Annotated in this window: 17 protein-coding genes and 1 pseudogene; 8 read left to right on the top strand and 10 right to left on the bottom strand. The window is 69.0% G+C overall.

Annotated elements, in window-relative coordinates; translation table 11 throughout:
- The first annotated feature begins 445 nt into the window (after nt 1-445).
- The 7 genes from KDL01_RS29430 (at nt 446) to KDL01_RS29400 (ending at nt 5,768) form a co-directional block, all read left to right on the top strand.
- A complete protein-coding gene (locus KDL01_RS29430) occupies nt 446-748 on the top strand; it encodes a hypothetical protein (protein WP_212531905.1) in 303 nt (100 codons plus the stop codon).
- Between the two features lie 450 nt (nt 749-1,198).
- On the top strand, nt 1,199-1,498 hold the full coding sequence (locus tag KDL01_RS29425; protein ID WP_212531904.1) for an ATP-binding protein: 300 nt from the start codon (nt 1,199-1,201) through the stop codon (nt 1,496-1,498).
- A complete protein-coding gene (locus KDL01_RS29420; RefSeq protein WP_212531903.1) occupies nt 1,414-1,827 on the top strand; it encodes an ATP-grasp domain-containing protein in 414 nt (137 codons plus the stop codon). Before KDL01_RS29425 ends, KDL01_RS29420 begins: the two co-directional genes overlap by 85 nt.
- Nucleotides 1,772-2,158: an alpha/beta hydrolase family protein gene (locus KDL01_RS29415; RefSeq protein WP_212531902.1), complete on the top strand. Its 387-nt coding sequence runs from the start codon at nt 1,772-1,774 to the stop codon at nt 2,156-2,158. Before KDL01_RS29420 ends, KDL01_RS29415 begins: the two co-directional genes overlap by 56 nt.
- A gap of 120 nt (nt 2,159-2,278) precedes the next feature.
- Complete coding sequence (locus tag KDL01_RS29410) at nt 2,279-3,286, top strand: phosphotransferase family protein (protein ID WP_212531901.1); 1,008 nt, start codon at nt 2,279-2,281, stop codon at nt 3,284-3,286.
- A gap of 28 nt (nt 3,287-3,314) precedes the next feature.
- Nucleotides 3,315-4,739, top strand: a complete 1,425-nt coding sequence (locus tag KDL01_RS29405) for an MATE family efflux transporter (RefSeq protein ID WP_212531900.1) — start codon at nt 3,315-3,317, stop codon at nt 4,737-4,739.
- Between the two features lie 6 nt (nt 4,740-4,745).
- Nucleotides 4,746-5,768 carry a LacI family DNA-binding transcriptional regulator gene (locus KDL01_RS29400; RefSeq protein ID WP_212531899.1) on the top strand — a complete coding sequence of 341 codons (1,023 nt, stop codon included), beginning with the start codon at nt 4,746-4,748 and terminating at the stop codon, nt 5,766-5,768.
- A gap of 34 nt (nt 5,769-5,802) precedes the next feature.
- Here KDL01_RS29400 and KDL01_RS29395 read toward each other — a convergent pair whose 3' ends face one another.
- The 4 genes and pseudogenes from KDL01_RS29395 to KDL01_RS29380 all read right to left on the bottom strand — a co-directional run bounded on the left by KDL01_RS29395 (nt 5,803) and on the right by KDL01_RS29380 (nt 7,886).
- Entirely contained in the window at nt 5,803-6,198 is a 396-nt protein-coding gene (locus KDL01_RS29395; RefSeq protein WP_281415662.1) for a zinc-binding dehydrogenase, read from the bottom strand.
- Nucleotides 6,140-6,277: pseudogene (locus tag KDL01_RS45515) on the bottom strand (zinc-binding dehydrogenase); the annotation flags it as partial. The pseudogene KDL01_RS45515 and the gene KDL01_RS29395, both read right to left, overlap by 59 nt.
- A gap of 311 nt (nt 6,278-6,588) precedes the next feature.
- On the bottom strand, nt 6,589-6,987 hold the full coding sequence (locus tag KDL01_RS29385; RefSeq protein ID WP_212531897.1) for a hypothetical protein: 399 nt from the start codon (nt 6,985-6,987) through the stop codon (nt 6,589-6,591).
- 233 nt (nt 6,988-7,220) lie between these two features.
- The gene (locus KDL01_RS29380; RefSeq protein WP_212531896.1) at nt 7,221-7,886 is read right to left on the bottom strand and encodes an SMI1/KNR4 family protein; all 666 of its coding nucleotides are present in this window, start codon (nt 7,884-7,886) and stop codon (nt 7,221-7,223) included.
- Nucleotides 7,887-8,127: 241 nt separating this feature from the next.
- On the opposite strand from KDL01_RS29380, the gene KDL01_RS29375 reads away from it, so the two are divergent.
- Nucleotides 8,128-8,505: a hypothetical protein gene (locus tag KDL01_RS29375; protein ID WP_212531895.1), complete on the top strand. Its 378-nt coding sequence runs from the start codon at nt 8,128-8,130 to the stop codon at nt 8,503-8,505.
- A gap of 227 nt (nt 8,506-8,732) precedes the next feature.
- On the opposite strand, the gene KDL01_RS29370 is transcribed toward KDL01_RS29375, so the two are convergent.
- From KDL01_RS29370 to KDL01_RS29345, 6 genes are all read right to left on the bottom strand, one after another.
- Complete coding sequence (locus tag KDL01_RS29370) at nt 8,733-9,146, bottom strand: hypothetical protein (protein WP_212531894.1); 414 nt, start codon at nt 9,144-9,146, stop codon at nt 8,733-8,735.
- 292 nt (nt 9,147-9,438) lie between these two features.
- Nucleotides 9,439-9,915 carry a prepilin peptidase gene (locus KDL01_RS29365; RefSeq protein ID WP_212531893.1) on the bottom strand — a complete coding sequence of 159 codons (477 nt, stop codon included), beginning with the start codon at nt 9,913-9,915 and terminating at the stop codon, nt 9,439-9,441.
- Between the two features lie 560 nt (nt 9,916-10,475).
- The gene (locus KDL01_RS29360) at nt 10,476-10,742 is read right to left on the bottom strand and encodes a hypothetical protein (protein ID WP_212531892.1); all 267 of its coding nucleotides are present in this window, start codon (nt 10,740-10,742) and stop codon (nt 10,476-10,478) included.
- 30 nt (nt 10,743-10,772) lie between these two features.
- Nucleotides 10,773-11,078, bottom strand: a complete 306-nt coding sequence (locus KDL01_RS29355; protein ID WP_212531891.1) for a hypothetical protein — start codon at nt 11,076-11,078, stop codon at nt 10,773-10,775.
- Entirely contained in the window at nt 11,075-12,415 is a 1,341-nt protein-coding gene (locus KDL01_RS29350) for a TIGR02679 family protein (protein WP_212531890.1), read from the bottom strand. The genes KDL01_RS29355 and KDL01_RS29350 overlap by 4 nt, the downstream gene beginning before the upstream one ends.
- The coding region (locus KDL01_RS29345) for a TIGR02680 family protein (RefSeq protein WP_212531889.1) at nt 12,412-16,505 on the bottom strand (4,094 nt) is incomplete at its 5' end. The genes KDL01_RS29350 and KDL01_RS29345, both read right to left, overlap by 4 nt.

The raw sequence follows: 16,505 nt of genomic DNA, 5'->3' as shown, positions 1-16,505 counted from the left end.
ACGTTCTTCTTCACGGTGGTCCCTCATCTCGGATGATTCTTGGCAGATTCACCCGATACCTACCAACTGGCAGGCTTCAGGTGGGGGACCGCCACCTGCGAAGTTCTACGAGAGTCGGGACATCCTCGGCATGCAACCTTCGGTACCGCAGCGGAGTACAGCAACAGTCCCTACGATCAGCGAATCAAGCCGACGCCAGCTGAGGTAGCCCGCTCGGGTATGCCCCGGTTCGAACCGTGGTTGCACCGAGTTCGCATCGAGGAGGTTGCTCCGCGCTGTTCCCGAAGACCCAAAACTGAGCCAATATATTGGCATTGAACCCGTGGGGAAACGGGAGTGCGGAGTGAGCGTGCATGGGCATGGCCAGGCTGGCCCTTCAGGCGCTGGCAGTCGGCTGGGTCGCGCAGTTGGCCGTACGTTGTCATGGGCACTGTGGACGGTCGCGTTGGGCGGTTGGCTGCTGGAGCTGTCGGCGGTCGGCATCTCGAAGCCCGCCAGCAATGACAGTGACCCGGTCTCGATGGCGGCTGCGAATCACCGGCAGAACGTATTGTGGGCGCAGCACGTCTCGTTGATGGTGTTCGTACTGATCGGCGGTGTTGTGCTCGGCGCTTGGGCGGCCGGCAGCGAACCGTCGCCGGGCCATCGGGCCCGTACAGCAGGGCTGGGCGCGTTACTCGCTACGCTTGTGATTTTTGCCGTTGGCGCTTACGACTACCTTCGGAACTTCCAGATTCCTGCGTGGTGACTGCGGCGCCGCCGTGCCCGAGCGTGCCCGTCGGGAGGTAGCCGAACGGTGAATCACGGGGACTCACGGGAGATCGGCTCAGCGCCGAGCCCCTGACCACCACACAGGTCAGCGCTGGTGTGGATACTCAGCTTCCCAAGCTGATAAGACCGGCCAGCCGATGTGTGGCTGGCTGTCGGCTCTACGTTCCGGGTGGGACGCTGGCCTCGGAGAGGAGGCGAGATTTCGCCGTAAGGATGTCCGAGGCGATGTCGTCGGCGCGCGTCATCTGGTTTCCCGAATCCATGGCGCGAATTGTAGGTTCCAAGATTCTTTGCGCCACTGACGAGGTCGACCGTGCGACGATGGGCGCTGTCTCACGTACTTTGCGCTGACGAACTCGCACCGATCTTGCGCATTCCTCGGAGCTCTTGCCGTGGGGACCCTACGCTCCGGCCATGTTCCGCGAGCATGATGATCGTCGCACCGGAACTAGCCCGAGCCTTCGACGGCGTGCTCTCGTGCTGGGAGACGCGGGTCGCGGCGGCCGCGGCGCGGGTGGGCTATCCGGTGGTGGTCAACCCCCGTGTACTCGGCTCGAGCTTCGGGGTCGCGCTCGCCCGCGACGAGCGGGAGCTCGCAGAGGCCTACCAGCGGCGGCGGCCGACCGCTTCGCCGGTGCGCGGGTGCCCGAACGGTCCGTACTGGTCGAGGAGTACCTCGACGGCCCAGAGGTCAGCGGCGACTCGGTGTGCATCGACGGTCGGGTGACCCCGTTGGTCCTCGCGCACAAGCAGTTGGGCTTCGTCCCCGGTTTCGAGGAGGTCGGCCACATCGTGCAGGCGGACGACGAGCTGTTGTCCGGCGGCGCGCTGCCGGCCGTCCTGCAGGGCGCGCACGAAGCCCTGGGCCTGACGCGGGCCATGACGCACACCGAGCTGCGGCTGACGTCCTCGGGACCGAGAGTCCTCGAGGTCGACGCGCGGACCGGGGGCGGGATGATTCCTCGCCTCGGCCAACTGGTCACTGGGATCGACCTCGGCCGTGTCTCCGCCGAGTTGGCCGTCGGAGCGGACGGGGCGTATCGGCGGCACCCATGACTTCGAATCTCAGTACCTGGACAGTCTGGTCGGTCCGTGGCCGGCGGCCCGGCGGATCTACCACGACCGCTCGCCGGTCAATCACCCCGAAGCCTTCCGAGCCCCGTTCGCTCTGTTCCAGGGACTTGCCGACACCCTCTGTCCGCCCGCCCAAGCCCGTACCCCCGTCGAGGCCATCCAGAAGGCCTCTGCGGTCACCTGCGAATACATCACCTTCGAGGGCGAGGGCGAGGGCCACGGCTTCCGGCGGGCCGAGACGATCGCGGCCTTGCTCGGGGCCGAACTCTCCCTCTACACCCGCACTTTCGCCGGCGCCGTGTCCGAGGCCTGACCGGCGAGTACCGGCCGGCTGCGCTGATGATTCTCGCGGCCGCGTCTTCACCTGAAACCGCTCTCGCCTCTAGCGTCCAGCCGTGCGCGGTTGTGTAGCCGCCGAGAGAGGGGCCGTGGAGTGGAGAGCATCACGAAGAATCGCCAGCCGGCGTCGGCGCTGCGGGCCATCGTGGCGCGCGCGTTCGGTTCGGACCAGGTGCCCGAGGGTGCGGGGTGGGCCGAGGAGCTGGGGCATGGCTGGTTCAACGTCGTCTACGCGATTCGGCTACGCGACGGTCGGCGGGTCGCGTTGAAGATCGCACCGCCCGCCGGGATCGAGGTGATGACCTATGAGCGGGGCATGCTGGCCAGGGAGGTCGCGGCGCTGGAGCTGATCGGCAGACGGACGGACGTGCCGGTGCCGACCGTACTGTCGTATGACACGAGCCGGGAGCTGTGCGATGCGGAGTACTTCTTCATGGAGTACGTCGACGCCGCGAATCTCGGCGTGGTCTGGGACGAGTTGTCGGACGGCGAGTGCGACCGCTACGCCACGGAATTGGGGGCGGCGACCCGGCAGATCAACGAGATCACCGGGGACCGCTTCGGGGTCCCCGGCGCCACGGAGCCGGATTCCGCGAAGCCGGGTGCCGGGTGGCGGGAGGTGTTCACCGGCATGGTTTCCGATGTGCTCGACGACGGTCTGCGGCGCGGGGTGGAGCTCGGCTGGGACTACGAACTGATCCGCGGCCTGTCGGTCCAGCACGCCGAGTGCCTGGACGAGGTGACCGTGCCGCGGCTGGTCGAGTGGGATCTGTGGCACAGCAACGTACTGGTACGCGACGGGGCGATCGTGAGCATCATCGACCACGAACGCGTCTTCTACGGCGACCCGCTGATGGAGGCCGGGTTCGCGGCCGCGCAGCTCGGTGCCCAGGCGCTGGCCGACGGCTTCGCACGCGGCTACGGTCTCGACGCGCGCGAGTTCACCGCTGCCGAGCAGTCCCGCCGACGACTCTACGACCTGCACCTGACGCTCATCATGGTCATCGAGACGGTGTACCGGGGCCACACCGACCCGGCCGAGTACAACTTTGCCCGTGGCCGGCTCGACCGCGTGATGGCCGGGTTCGGCCACCATCGCTGACGTGGGCGGCGGCGAGGGAGAGGGTCGGTTGGAGCGGCGAATCGGCCGGGCGCAGGGCGGCACCGTACGCCGTGAGCGGCCCGCCGCGCTGGGTACCGAACCAGTGGGGCGGCTGCTGCGGCGCACCTGCTCGCAGACCACGATGTCGGTGGGCGTCTACGGCGTCTACGCGTTGTCCAACGCCTGGTTCGTCTCCCGCGCCGTCGGCCCGGTCGGGCTGGCCGCGGTCAACCTGCTCGCCCCGGCGCTGCTGGCTCTGGGCGCGGTCGCGACGGCGGTCGGCGTGGCCGGCGGCTCGATGGTCTCGCGCAGCCTGGGTGGCGCGGATCCCCGCCGGGCGGCGCGCGCGGCCGGAAACGCCTTCACCGTCTTCTGGCTGTGCGCCGCCCTGGCCGGCATCAGTGGCCTGCTGCTGCTGAACCCGCTGCTCACCCTGCTCGGCGCCACCGCGGCGACCCGCGGCGACGCACACGCGTACGGGCAGATCCTGTTGGCCGGGGCGCCTACGGCGACCGGATTCTCCAGCCTGGTGCGCGCCGAGGGGCGGATGCGGTTCTCCACGCTGCTGTGGGTCATGCCGGTGCTCACCCAGATCAGCCTGGACCCGCTGCTGATCTACGGCTGCGGGCTCGGGGTACGCGGCGCCGGGCTCGGCACGGTCGGCGGCCAGGCGGTGTCCGCGGGCATGAGCGTGTGGTTCTTCTTCATCCAGCGCACCCGCCCGTACCGGGTCGGCGGCGCCGAACTGTGCCCGCACGGCCCGACGCTGCGCGAACTGCTCGTTCTGGGCGCACCGACGTTCCTGAACTCGATCGGCGCCGGCGTGCTGGCGGCCGTGGCCAACAACCTGCTGGTCGCCCTCGGCGGCCCGGTGACCGTGGCGGCGTACGCGCTGTGTGGGAGGATCGGCACGTTCGCGACCATGCCGCAGACCGGGATCGCCCAAGGCCTGCAACCGGTCGCCGGATACAACGCCGGCCTGGGCCACGGGGCGCGGGTCGAGCGGGCGATCAGCCTGGCACTGCGCACGACGCTCCTCTACGGCGCCGCGGCCACGCTGCTGCTGCTCGTCTTCGCGCGCCCGCTGGTCGCCGTGTTCACCAGCGACCCGGCGCTGTGTGCGCAGGCGGTATCCGCGCTGCGGCTGCTCGCTCCGGCCTACCTGTTCGCCGGGGTCGGCCCTCTGGTCGCCGCCTCCTTCCAGGCCGTGGGGCGACGCGGGCCGGCCTACCTGATCTCGGCCGGAACGATCCTGCTGGTGCGCATCCCCATGCTCCTGGCCTTCGACCGGTTCGGCACGTCCGGTGTGTTGGCGAGCTTCCCGACCGCCGAGTTCGCCGTCGCCGGCCTCGCGTTGTCCGTCCTTCACCGCCACCGGGGTTTCACGGGCGTACTCATTCGTCCTACCGTGTCAAGCACCGCATGCGCAGCCGCGCGGCGGCCTGGAGAATGAGGGATCATGAGCCGAGCCACCCCCGCCCGCCCCGGCAGGCCGACCATCAACGACGTGGCCCGCGCCGCGGGGGTCTCGCGCGCCACCGTCTCCCGTGTCATCAACGACGTGGCGGGGGCCTCCCCCTCGATCCGCACCCGGGTGCGCTCGGTCGCGGCCGAACTCGGATACCAGCCGAGCGCCGCCGCACGCGCCCTGGCCACCGGCCGTACCCGGACGATCGAGGTGATCGCCACGAGCTTCGGCCCGTTCGGCGGATGGCTCGGCGCCCACCCGTACTACAGCCGCGTCCTGGCCGGCGCGATGTCAGCCCTCGAGGGAACCGACACCCAGCTGCGCGTCCACGCCATCAGCGCCGAGCGCGCTCTGGAGGCCGTCGACGCCCTCGCCGAGGACGTCACCGCCGGCGCCCTGCTGGCGAACGTGACCCCGGAGCTGTCCATGCGCTTCTACCAGCGCTGCCGCCGCGTCATCTCCCTCGTTCCCACCGCATCCGCGGTCCCCACGCTGGAGGTGGATAACATCGCCGGAGCGCTCATGGCCGTCACCCATCTCCACCGGCTCGGCCGTCGTCGCATCGCGGCCATCCACGGACCCGAGAACAACACCTGTGCCGAGCAACGCCGCGACGGATACCGCAGTGCCATCGAGGGATTCGGCCTCCTCGAACTCAGCGCCGACGGGGGCTTCACCCGGGAAGGCGGTCACGACGCCGCACGGCAGCTCCTCGACCGCCACCCCGAGATCGACGCCCTGTTCGTCGCCTGCGACCTGATGGCCGCCGGGGCCGTCCAGGCGATCACCGCCTCCGGCCGCCGCGTCCCCGAGGACGTGGCCGTCATCGGGTTCGACGACAGCATCGCCGCCAGTTGCGCCAACCCGCTGCTCTCCACGATCCGGCTGCCGATCGAGGAGATGGCCGCCGAAGCCACCCGCATGCTTCTGAACGGCGGCCCCGCCTTCGGCTACCGCAAGCGCTACCCCGTCGAACTCATCCTCCGGGAAAGCACCCCGCCCGCCGTCGTCTGAGCGTCATCCGCCTACATCTGTCCTCTCGAGGCGGTCACCCGACCAGAAGCACGATCTTGCCACGGGCGTGTCGGCCCGCCACCCACGAAAGCGCCTCGCGGGCCTGGTCCAACGGCAATACCTCGGCGATGTTCGGCCGCAGGCTGCCGGCGTCGATCAGCCGATGGAGCGCTTCCAGGCGCGACCGGTCCACTTGGGCAACGAACGAATCGCCCGTGATGCCGCGCTCCAACCCCGGGGACGCGTCCTGAATGACGATGAAGCTCGCCCGGCCGTTGTCCCGGACGGCGCCGACGGCCTGGTCGCGGGTCTGCCCGCCGGCGCAGTCCATCAACAGGTCGACGCCGCCGGGGGGCCGTGGCGAGCACCTGCCGGACCCAGTCGGCGGCGTGGTAATCGAACACCTCGCTCGCACCCAGGCTCCGTACATAGTCATGGTTGCCCGCACTGGCCACGCCCAGGACCCGGGCACCGACGGCTGCGGCGATCTGTACCGCGGCGCTGCCCACGCCCCCCGAGGCCGGTGTTCGGTCCGGCCGCACATGGTTGCTCTGCCGTCGGCGGCTCGCGGATAAGCAGGGGACCGAGATCAATGACGCGCATCGGTCGGATCCGCCGCGGGGCGCCGAGAAGCTCGCTGTGGGATCCTCGGCCGTATGGGCAGATCTCCGTCGCGCGGTTGTCCGCGGGATCCGAGTGATCTGACGGGTGGGCCGGTCGATGACGTCTTCGCCCAGTTGCCATCCGGCGTCAACGCCTGGCCACTGATCTCAGCTGAGCTCGCGCGACGCGTGCTGCTGCAAGTACTCCTCGATCAGGCTCAGCTGGCTGCGAAGTCTGGATCGTTGCCATTGGGCACGCTGAGCTTGATCGGCCTCCCAGCAGCGCGTATTGCGATAATCTGCGCGACCGATGTACCACGTCCTTGAACAACCCGCGTATCAATCCGGTCGATCTCGTCCCATCGGCATGAGCGGCTGCGGACGAGTGTCCTACTCGACAGCCGATCCGCCGCGAGCGTCGTGTGGCCGAAGGCTAGTAGGCCGAAGAACGGGGAGACGAGCAGGCACGAGAATCCCCAGACGATCACCAGGCCATAGCCGGAGTACCGGGCACCGGTGGCTACGGTCACGATCGCACCGATGCCGAATACCGCACAGGCCGCAGCCCCAATCAGCAGGCCCTTCCGCTGTCTGACTCTAAATGTGATGTCATCCATGCATGGAAAATACGGCACGCACCCCGCAGGCGGAAGTCTGGTCGCGCGGAGAGCGACCCGACACCAATCGCTGACACCAACTGCGGCAGACGGCTGCGAATTACCGCAGGCCACCAGAAATGCCGGATGCGACCGGCGCTCCCCGCAAGGCAGGTCAGCGCGAAGGTAGACGTAGCTGGGGGTCAAAGGGGCACCCATGTTTGTCGATGCCGCTGTTCGCAGTCTGCATCCGTTCATCGAGCACGCGGAACCGCCGCCTCCGCCTCGCTCAACCAGGCTAGATACCAGCGCCCGAACGTCGCGGGCTCACCGTCAATCAGCTCTGGAGTCAGGTCCCCGTCGTCAGCCCGAGTGTCGAACCACATGGTCCCCCGCTCAGGCCCGGTCACGATCAACCAGGTACGCAACGCGCAGCCGTGATGGCACACGCAGACCGCGCCGGCGGTGCGCTTTGGAGTCCGCACGATCTCGCCCGCTCGCTTCTCCCAGGCCTCATGCGCGGCATCGAATACCTCGATGTCCTCGAATTCTTCCTCGTCGGGCTGCTCCGCATACAGGGCCGCGAGCATCTCGGCGTCCAGAAGGCCGGGGAACGGCTCGTGCACCAACTCGAGATCGGCGAGGTCTGCACCGTCTCCGAGCCAGTGCCAGCGGCCCGCCATTTGTCGTACGGGATATAGGCCGTACGACGGTCCAGCGCCCCCGGCCCCGACATCCATCAGGAAGCTGCGGTAGTCGGCAGGCAGTCCCACTCCGAGCTGCGCTTCCAGCTCGGCCAGCCCATCAGAACTCAGCGAGTCCTCCAGTTCGAAGCCGTGGCCTATGGCACCGAACACGCGGTTCTTCTCCGATTCGCGTAAGGCCAAGACACGCTCTCGAACACCCGTCCAATCAGTCACATCCGCGAGTGTAGACACGAGGTACGACAGCTCAGCGCAGTTCGGGAGCCGGGCGGCCGTACCGCAGCGGAGTACAGCAACAGGCCCCACGGTCAGCGCGCCTCAGTGACGAATCCCGACCCAGTTCATGAAAATATGCCCCTGTTTGCCGCATAGTTGCGCCGAGTACGCATCGAGGGGGTCGCCGGGTCGTGGCCGGCGGGGCCGGCGCGCGATCGGCGATTGGTCGACTATCTGCTTCATGACCCAGGCGGTGCATGTCGCATACACAGGTCTGCTCCGGACGAGTTCCTTCGATCTGTGGCGGCGATGGCGCGAGCTGCTCGACGGCCAAGGGCTCGATCCGGCGAATACAGTAGTGGTCGACCTCTTCCCCGACGGGCCCGACAGGGAATTCGGGGAGGTCATCACGGGTGAACGTCGGGTATATCGCTTTGACCTTTGCTACGACCGTGGCAGACCGCACAGCGTTCGCCAAGCCGCTCTCGACCACTGGACCGATATTACAGAGTACTGGCAGACCGAGCCGCTTCGGATGAGGACCGCAGACGCGTTCATCTGGGCGCCTCCCTCAGTCATGACAGCCCTCTCGGCCGGGGCGCCGACCCACCAAGGATGAAGCAGCTTGCAGGTAAGCGCGCACCGTGCCCGATGCGTGCCCGTCGGGAGGAAGCCGAGGGGCGAACCACGGGAACTCACGGGAGATCGACTCCACGGCAAGGCAGTGACCAGCGCGCAGGTCAGCGTGGGTGTGGATACTCAGCTTCCCAAGCTGACAACGCTCGCGGACGGCTGGCCAGCCCTCGTCGTTTACCGAACCAGCCCACGCGGTGAGGGCGCTGGCGCTCAGCGGTCTGCGTTGGAGGTGGTAGACGTATTGGATGCGGCAGCGCGGCGATGCCTGCGCCGCTCGCCCGAGGCGGCCGCCCACGGTACGAGGGCAGTGAGGAGCGCGGAGACGACCGTCGCGCCGACGAGGTCGCTCAGCGCGGTTAAACCGCGCGATTCGAGCGAGAAGGAGAAAAACGCTGCACTCCCGGCAACCCACAGCGCGGGCAGCAAGACCAGCCGCCGCCGCAAATGACCTCGGCGCCAGAGCACGACGTAGCCGCCGACTAACACGAGTGTGAAGGCGGGCGCCGACAGACCCAGGGTGAGTCCGTGCGCGAGGACGTCGTTCACGAAGGCACCCACCACAACCACCGTGCCTACCGCGAACGGGATCAGCCGCAACCCCCGCTGACGCATATCAGTGGGCATACGTCGAGGGACGGTCGGCGGCTACACCCGCATTTCGCATCCCTGGGGCGTTGGGACGCATCGGTGCCTGGCGACGGACCTGTTCAGTCAGCGAGAAGTCAGCGAAAGCCCCGGCAACAGCCGACAGCAGACGACAACAGCCGGCAGTCGATCAATGGCAGACCACAGCGGACGATACTGGGACGCACCAGCAGAGAGTCCGGGTCCGCCTTCACACGGAAGAGCGCTGGCCGGCCCGTCGCGAGAGCGGTCAAGCTGACCACCGAGGTCAAGAACCGTGATTGAGCCCTGACTAAATGGCCTGCCATAGCAGAGCCAGCCACGCGCCACCGATCAGGAATGGCCCGTAGGCGAGCATCTCCCCGCGGCCCATCCGTCTCGTCAGCAGCAGATATGTCGCGGCCAGTGCTGCGGTGAGCACGCCGAACAGCAGCCCGGTGACGACGATCCCGGGCCCGATCCAGCCAAGCACCAACCCGAGTAGTCCGACGAGCCGGACATCGCCGTGCCCCAGGCTCGTAAGGTTGTGTAGTACGCCGAATGCGAGCACCAGTACCGCTGCCGCACCGAGCGCGATACCGAGCCGAGCCCATTCCCCTCCGGTTGCCGCCGCAACGGTGAGGAGGCCGAAGCTGGTGGCGGCGACCGGATACAGGATGCAGTTCGGCAGAAGCTTCGTCTGCGCGTCGATCAGCGCCAGCGAGGCGGTTCCTGCCAGGAAGACTCCGAAAGCCAGAACCTGGAGGATCATGGAGATCATCGACGCCATGCCGGCCGATCATAGGCAAAGTCGCACGTGAAGCCGCCTCGCCACACTGGCGGCCGGACGGATCGCACTCGTTTCAGCGGAGCCCTCGGGCAAGCTCGGCGGCTACATCCTGTGTGATCACAACGCCGGGGGTAGCGCTCCGCAGGGCCACTCGCCGAGCCAGAAAGCGATCTGGAGGGCGGCTCGAGTCCCCAGGTGGAGCCGTCGTGGGGGATCAGCTCCGTCGGCGCGATGTACCCTTCGCCCGGCTCCAGCCGGATCCTGATGCAGGCGAGCTGTCCACCGCCGACGACGTAGCGGCGCACCTGGTCCGTGTGCGGCTCACGTTCGATGAGGGGTGTGCGGTGCGCCAACTCCTGGACGTCCTGCGTCGCGAGCAGGAAGTATCGGAGGCCGGGCCCCAGGTTGAGGCTTATGCGGCGGCGGCTCTCGTGGCGGCGCTCAAGCGGCATGCGGTCGAAGTTGTCGAGGTGGATGCCGAGTCGTCGCATCGTTCGGTGATCTGTTGTCGTTGTCCGCTGGTTCCCAGCGCACTCGGTGTACCCCAAGAACTGAACGGGTTACTGGCCGCCGAACGGGTCGAATCGGTGGATTGCATCGAGCGCCGCGATCTCCGGCATGCGGACCAGTTCGACGATCCTGCTCGCCTCTACGTCCGCGTGGGCATGCATTTCGGCCGCCACCTCGTGGGGAAGAGCCGTCCAGCGGTCAGCTGGTAGCAGCGCCTCGGCGTCGTAGTCCGGGTCGCCGGTTCCGAAACTGACCGCCGTCATGGAACAGCGGTCTCGGAATCGTTGAAGGTCGGTGTAGGCGATGGCTATGCCCACGCTGGCCTCCTCGTCCTCGAGGGCAGAACCTCAATCGTCACCGAAGGTGATGCCGAGCCCAGAGCACAGGGCGCTGAATCGGTGGAGTGTTCCACGCCTCACGAGCAGGTCCTCTGCCTCACCCACCGCCGCTGGCTCGGGCGCGCCGACGACGTCGGCCCGGCCTTCGATGTGAGCCTGCACCCCGAGATCCTCGGCGCCAGCCGCAGACACCGTGGATTGATCCGCAAGCGGGGACGAGAGAACGTGCGCTGGGCATTTACCCAGGCCAGCGACATCAGCCCCTGAGCCGCCCGCCACCCGCATCTGCTCGACGCAGGTCAGGGCGGTGGTCATCGAGCAGATTCAGAGAGGCGGGACATCTGCCGCATGTAACCGTCGAGGTCTGAGAGCAGGTCTTCGATGATGTGCTCTTCCTCGACGCGTACCGCGTGGGTGGAGATCGCCTCGCGTAATCGCGGGTCCCATGAGGCGTCACACGGGGCGCCGGTGTCCAGCCGGCTGCCGTGTCCAGCTTCGATCGCCTTGAGGTAGTCGTCGTACGAGAAGCGCCAGGGTGTGGCGCCGGTGAGGGCGAATACGGAGCGGCCGATGCGCAGGCCTCCCCAGTCGAAATCTCCGTGGTAGCGGAACGTCGCGCCACGCGCGCGGAGGGCGCGCAGCAGGGCTCGGGCGGCGACGGAGAGCTGGCCTTCGACGCAGATCAGCGGCGGGCAGTCCGGCCCCACCCGCCGCGCTGCGGCCTCGAGGACGGCGGGATTCTCGCAGATGAACACCTCGCCGGGGCCGACGCCGAACGCGTCGGTCAGCGTGATTGCGGCGCCTTGGCGGACCTGGCGCAGCGTGAGAGCGAGGGGCTCGCCGTGTTCTCTGGCGACTGCGAGGATTGGGCCGAGGCTTCCGGCGCCGGACGGATTGCCGGGCAGGCCGAAGGCGAGGACACGCGAGGAGAGTTCGTCGAGGCTGACACCGAGTTCCGCCCAGTGCGCGCGGCGCTGTTCGGATTTGGGAAGGGCGAGCAGGGCTTCGGGGTCGGGCGAGATCGAGCCGGCCCATTGTTCGGTGGCCGCGAGGACGAGTCTGCCCACCGGCTGGTCGTGGTCCAGGGCGTGGGCGTCTCCGGTGACGCGGGCCGCGAGGACGGGTAGGGAGATGCCGTCGGACGGGAGGCCGGTGAGCACGGCTGCGGCCTGCGCGGCGAGGCTTCGCGCGGTACCCGAGTCGCCGCCGGCCAGCCGCTTGAGCGTGCCACGCGCCGACGGACGGGTCCACCACGCCTCGAGATATGCGTTGTCGACGGCAACCGCATCCAACGGCTCGTATGCATACTGCCACGCATGTGCGTCGGCGAGTGCCTTCGCCTTGTTGTCCGGGATGGGGCCGGTGAGCTCTTCCACGGCACCACGCAGGCCGCCGGGGTGGATGCCCGCGGTGCGCAGGAGGGTATCGAGTTCCTCCATCCGCACGCTGAGTGAGGCGCCTCGGCTGGGAGGCCTTCCCAGCAGTGTGTCGATGGCGCGGCGCTGCGCGGGCGTGGCGGAGGTAAGCGTGAGATTACCGGTCAGCGGGCGTCCTTCGGCCGCACGCCTGCGGACACGCTCGATGAGCCACGCGGTCTCCGGGGTGCCGAGCACCCGGGTGAGACGTTCGAAATCCGTGTCGTGGGCATTCACGCGGTGAGGGCCTCTTGCACGCCGTCCGGCGCATCAGCGTCCTGTGCATCCGGTTGCGACGCGGCTGCGGCGGCGAACGCGATACCGCGTGGCGCGCGGCGGCGTTCACGCCCGTCCCAGATCCAGGGCGTCACCAGAACGGCATCGATGCCTTCGCGGCGGGAGAGTTGCGCGATGGCGATGCCGGGCACGGTCGGGTAGCAGGCCCACTCGCGCTCGCTGGTCATCACGACGTCGAGATCGAAGGAAGCGAGCAGCCCCAGGCACTTGGCGCGCGAGTCGTCGTCGACTCCCGCGAAAGCCTCGTCCAGCGCGATCAGGCGCGGCGCGCTGGCGCGCCCGGAGGAGTAGTGCGATGAGGCGGCAGCGAAGAGCGGAATCGATGCCGCCAGGACCCTCTCGCCGCCGGAGGCGGGGCCGGTCGCCGGACGCCACTGGCCGTCCTGGCGGCGCTGGATGGCGAATTCGTGCCAGGCCCGGTAGTCCAGGGCTCGGGCGAGTTGGTCCGCCCACGAATCTCCCGGGTGCTCCTCGCGGTCGGCGGCGATGCGCGTCTGGAGGAACTGCCCGACCAGGGCGCGGTCGGCCGGGCTCCAGACGTCGGCGGACTTGCGCAACAGCCTGCCGCGCACAGCTTCGAGCCCTTCGGGCGCGGTCTTGGCGGGGTTCCACTGGAACCGCAGAAGCATCCCGGTGGAGGTCGGGCGCTGCTCGAGATCCCTGTTCATCTCGAGCACCTGCTCCTCGGCCGCCGCGATCAGCTCCTGCAGCGCCCCGGCCACTTCGCCGACGAGGTGGTTCTCAAGCAGTTCGCGTTCCCTGGCCGAGAGCAGTCGGCCTCGTTGCTCGACGTCCTCGGCGAGGGAGGCCGCGAGCGCGGGCACGTCCTGAGAGCGGCCTTGGTAGACCACGTCGACGTGCATGAGCCCGGCGTGCGGGGTCATCCCGACGCTGTGTCCGTGGCGTCCGAGAGCGTCCGTCAGGTCTTTGATTTCATGGGCGACGCGCTGCTGGATCAGTTCCCAGGCCCGGTCGCCCTCGTCGGTCTCGTCGAGTTCCTGGTTGATGGAACGGGCCAGGGCGACCGCGGGGGTGGGCGACCACTCCGCCTCCGTGGCGGGGTGCTCGAGGCCGGGCAAGGCGGTGGCGAGCAGTCCGCTGCGGGTGAAATCGCGCAGAGCGTGCACCGCCGCGTCCCGTTCTTCGACTGCGGCCCCGATCTGCTCGCGCAGCAGCTCGCGGCGCCCGTCCGCGCGTTCGCGCTCGCCCATGGCTCGGTCGTGCTCGTCGCGAGCCTGGTTCTCCGCTGCGTCTCTTTCCACTCGTGCGGTCTCGACCTCGCGCAGGCGGCGAAAGAGTTCTTCCACGCCTGCGCCGATGGTCTCCTGGAGGACGCGGCGGCGCTCGTCGGCTGCCGTCGCCTCGCGTGCGGCGCGCTCCGCCTCGTCCGTGTCCGCAGCGAGGACTTCCGCTGCGGCCTGGGCCTCCGCCTGTGCGTCGTGGAGTTCTCCGGCCGCCTCGGCGGCGGCCGTCGCGGCCGGCCAGAACGCCGCGAGCGCGGCACGGTAGTCGTGCACCGCTTCCCGGACGTCGGCGAGCGCGGGACGCTCTACCGGCAACCCGGTGTCCTGAGCGTAGTCACCTGCCTCGATTTCAGCAGCCTCGGCAGCGCGCTGCCGTTCGGTCGCCGTGTGCTGCGTCTCCTCGGCGCGCTCGATCAGGGTACGCAGCAGTTCGTTCTGCACGGCCAGGCGCGACTGCGCGTCGCGCAGCGCCAGGTCGGAGGGCTGGAGGCGCTGGTGCTCGGTGAGAGCTCCGATAAGCGCACGTACTTCCTCCAGGTCGCGAGCGAGGTTGTCGAGCTCGCTTTGAATGTCGAAGCGGCGTGCGCCGAGTTCGGCCAGCCTGGCGCGCCGTGCGGCTTCGCGTGCGCCTTCGCCGATGTAGCAGGCTGCTTCTTTGCTCCACCGGCCGCGCAGCACCCCGAGACCGTAGTGTCCCTGAACCCCGACCCAGGTGGGGTGATCCGACTCGTCGACGCCGATACAGGCGAGCACGGACGCCACCGCTTCGTCGGTCAGCGCCGCGGCCGCGAGGTCGTCGCGGTCGACGGCCGGGCGCAGCAGCCTGGCCAGTCCCCCGTTCGGCGCGGGGAAGGCAGTAGCGGTCACGAGGGCGTCGCCGGTTCCGGAATGATGCAGCGTGCCGTCGGGGCTGACCCATGCGTCGAGGATGCCCGCGGCTTCGAGTGCGGCTTCCAGGCCGGCACGGTCGGCCGCGTTCACGTCGTCGGCGAAGTCCACCGCCCGCCAGAATGCCGTCCCCGGCCGGTCGGCTCGGGCTTGCATGTCGCGGGTGTGGGCCGGTACCGGGGCCTGGTGGCCGCCTGATTCGAGCCGCGCGATGTCGGTCGCGATCGCGGCGAGTTGTTCGCGGGTCTCCGCGCACTTCCGCTCGAGGCCGCTCTCCTGTCGGCTCAGTTCGGCCGCAGCCCGCTGATAAGCCTCGTGGGCTGCCGCTGCCGCCGGGTTGGCGCCGCCAAGGGTCTCGGCCCACGTGCCCAGTTGAGCGAGCAGCTCCTCCGGCTCGAGCCTGCGTGTTGCCGGGTGGGCGTCGAGCCACGCGCGGTATTCCTCGACCAGGGCCGCGCCGACATCGGTGATGACGGCTTCCGCGGCGGCAGTCCGTTCCTGGCCGGCGATGCGATCCTCGGCCGCGCGTGAGGCCTCTGCCCGGGCCGCCCTGGCACGCTCGTGCGCCCGATCGGCCCCGTCGAGCAGGGATTCCAGGCCGACGATGGCCTGGGTGCGGCGTGCGACGGCGCGTTCTGCGGCGCTTCGGGCCTGCGGGTGGGGTGCGGCTTCCTGGTCGGCTTCGCTCCAGACCGCACCGTGGTCGATGCCTGAGCGCGCGGCGGCCTGCTGTGCCCGCGCGTCGGCGTCCTCGAGAGCCGCGATGTCACGCTCGCGGCGGATGTGCGCGGCCGCGAGTCTGCGGTGCCAGTTCTCGGCCTGAACGCGCGCACGATCGCGCGCCGACGCGCGGTCTGCGGCGACCTCGGCGAGCGTGTGCGCGGTCTTGCCCGCTTCGTCGAGGCTGCGGGCCGCGTCCATCTCGGGGCTCCGATTGAGCGCGTCGTGGGCGGCGGACAGCCGCTCCCGCTCGGAGGCGAGCTCGCCGAGTCGCTCTCTGGTGCCCGTGAGCCGTTCGGTCGCCGACTCGAAAGCGGCGTCCTGCTCACCGAGATCACGGCCGAGGTGCTCGTATTTGCTGTGCGTCAGGCGCAGCACGGCCGCCTGCCGCTTCGCCGCGGTGCGCGCGTAGCGGCGGTAGTGGCGAAGGAAGAGTTCTGCCGCCCGCGCCGTCTCCTGTAGGCCGAGCAGGGCCTCGCGTTCCTCGTCCAGGCCGCGGAAGGCTTCGGCGACTTCCGTGATCAGCGCCGGATCGAGCGGTGGGAGGGCTTCGCTGAGCGCTCTGGACAGCAGCTTCTCATCCGGCTTCTTCGACAGCTGCGGCTGGCGCAGCTGGATAAGCAGCCCCACCAGTGCTTCGTAGCGCTCCCGGCCGAGCCCGAACATCGCCTCGTCCACCGCGCGCCGGTACTCGGTCGCGGTGTCGTAGACCAGGCCGCGGTCGCTGAGCGCGTCCTTGAGGCGCTCGCGGGTGGCCGGGATGCGGGTGGCGGACATCAGCGCCAGGTCCGGGCCGACGCGCCGGTCGGTGACGAAGAACCAGTGCCGTGCGATGCCTCTGCCCTTGACCGCTTTCAGACCGCAGCCGACGGTGCAGTAGTGCTCCTGGCCGTCCTCGTCCAGCCGGCCGAACTCCAGCCAGGCGTAGCCGGTCCGCTCGTCATGCGGGTGCTTGCCGCCGAGCAGCAGGTTCCACTCCATCCGCTTCGCCCGGTCCCCGTCCGGCTCGACCCGGCTGGGCGTCAGTTCGCCGTCGAGCAGGAACGGCAATGTCAGGGCAAGCACCTTCGACTTCCCGGTGCCGTTGTTGCCCCGCAGCAGCAGCCGTCCGTCGCGGAAGCGGAATTCCTCGTCGTCGTAGTAGAAGATGTCCACCAACCCGGCGCGAAGCGGCTGCC

Source organism: Actinospica durhamensis (assembly GCF_018139695.1).
GTDB classification, from domain to species: Bacteria; Actinomycetota; Actinomycetes; order Streptomycetales; family Catenulisporaceae; genus Actinospica; species Actinospica durhamensis.
Note: the sequence above shows the minus strand (reverse complement) of the source record. Positions and strands in the feature narration are given on the sequence as shown.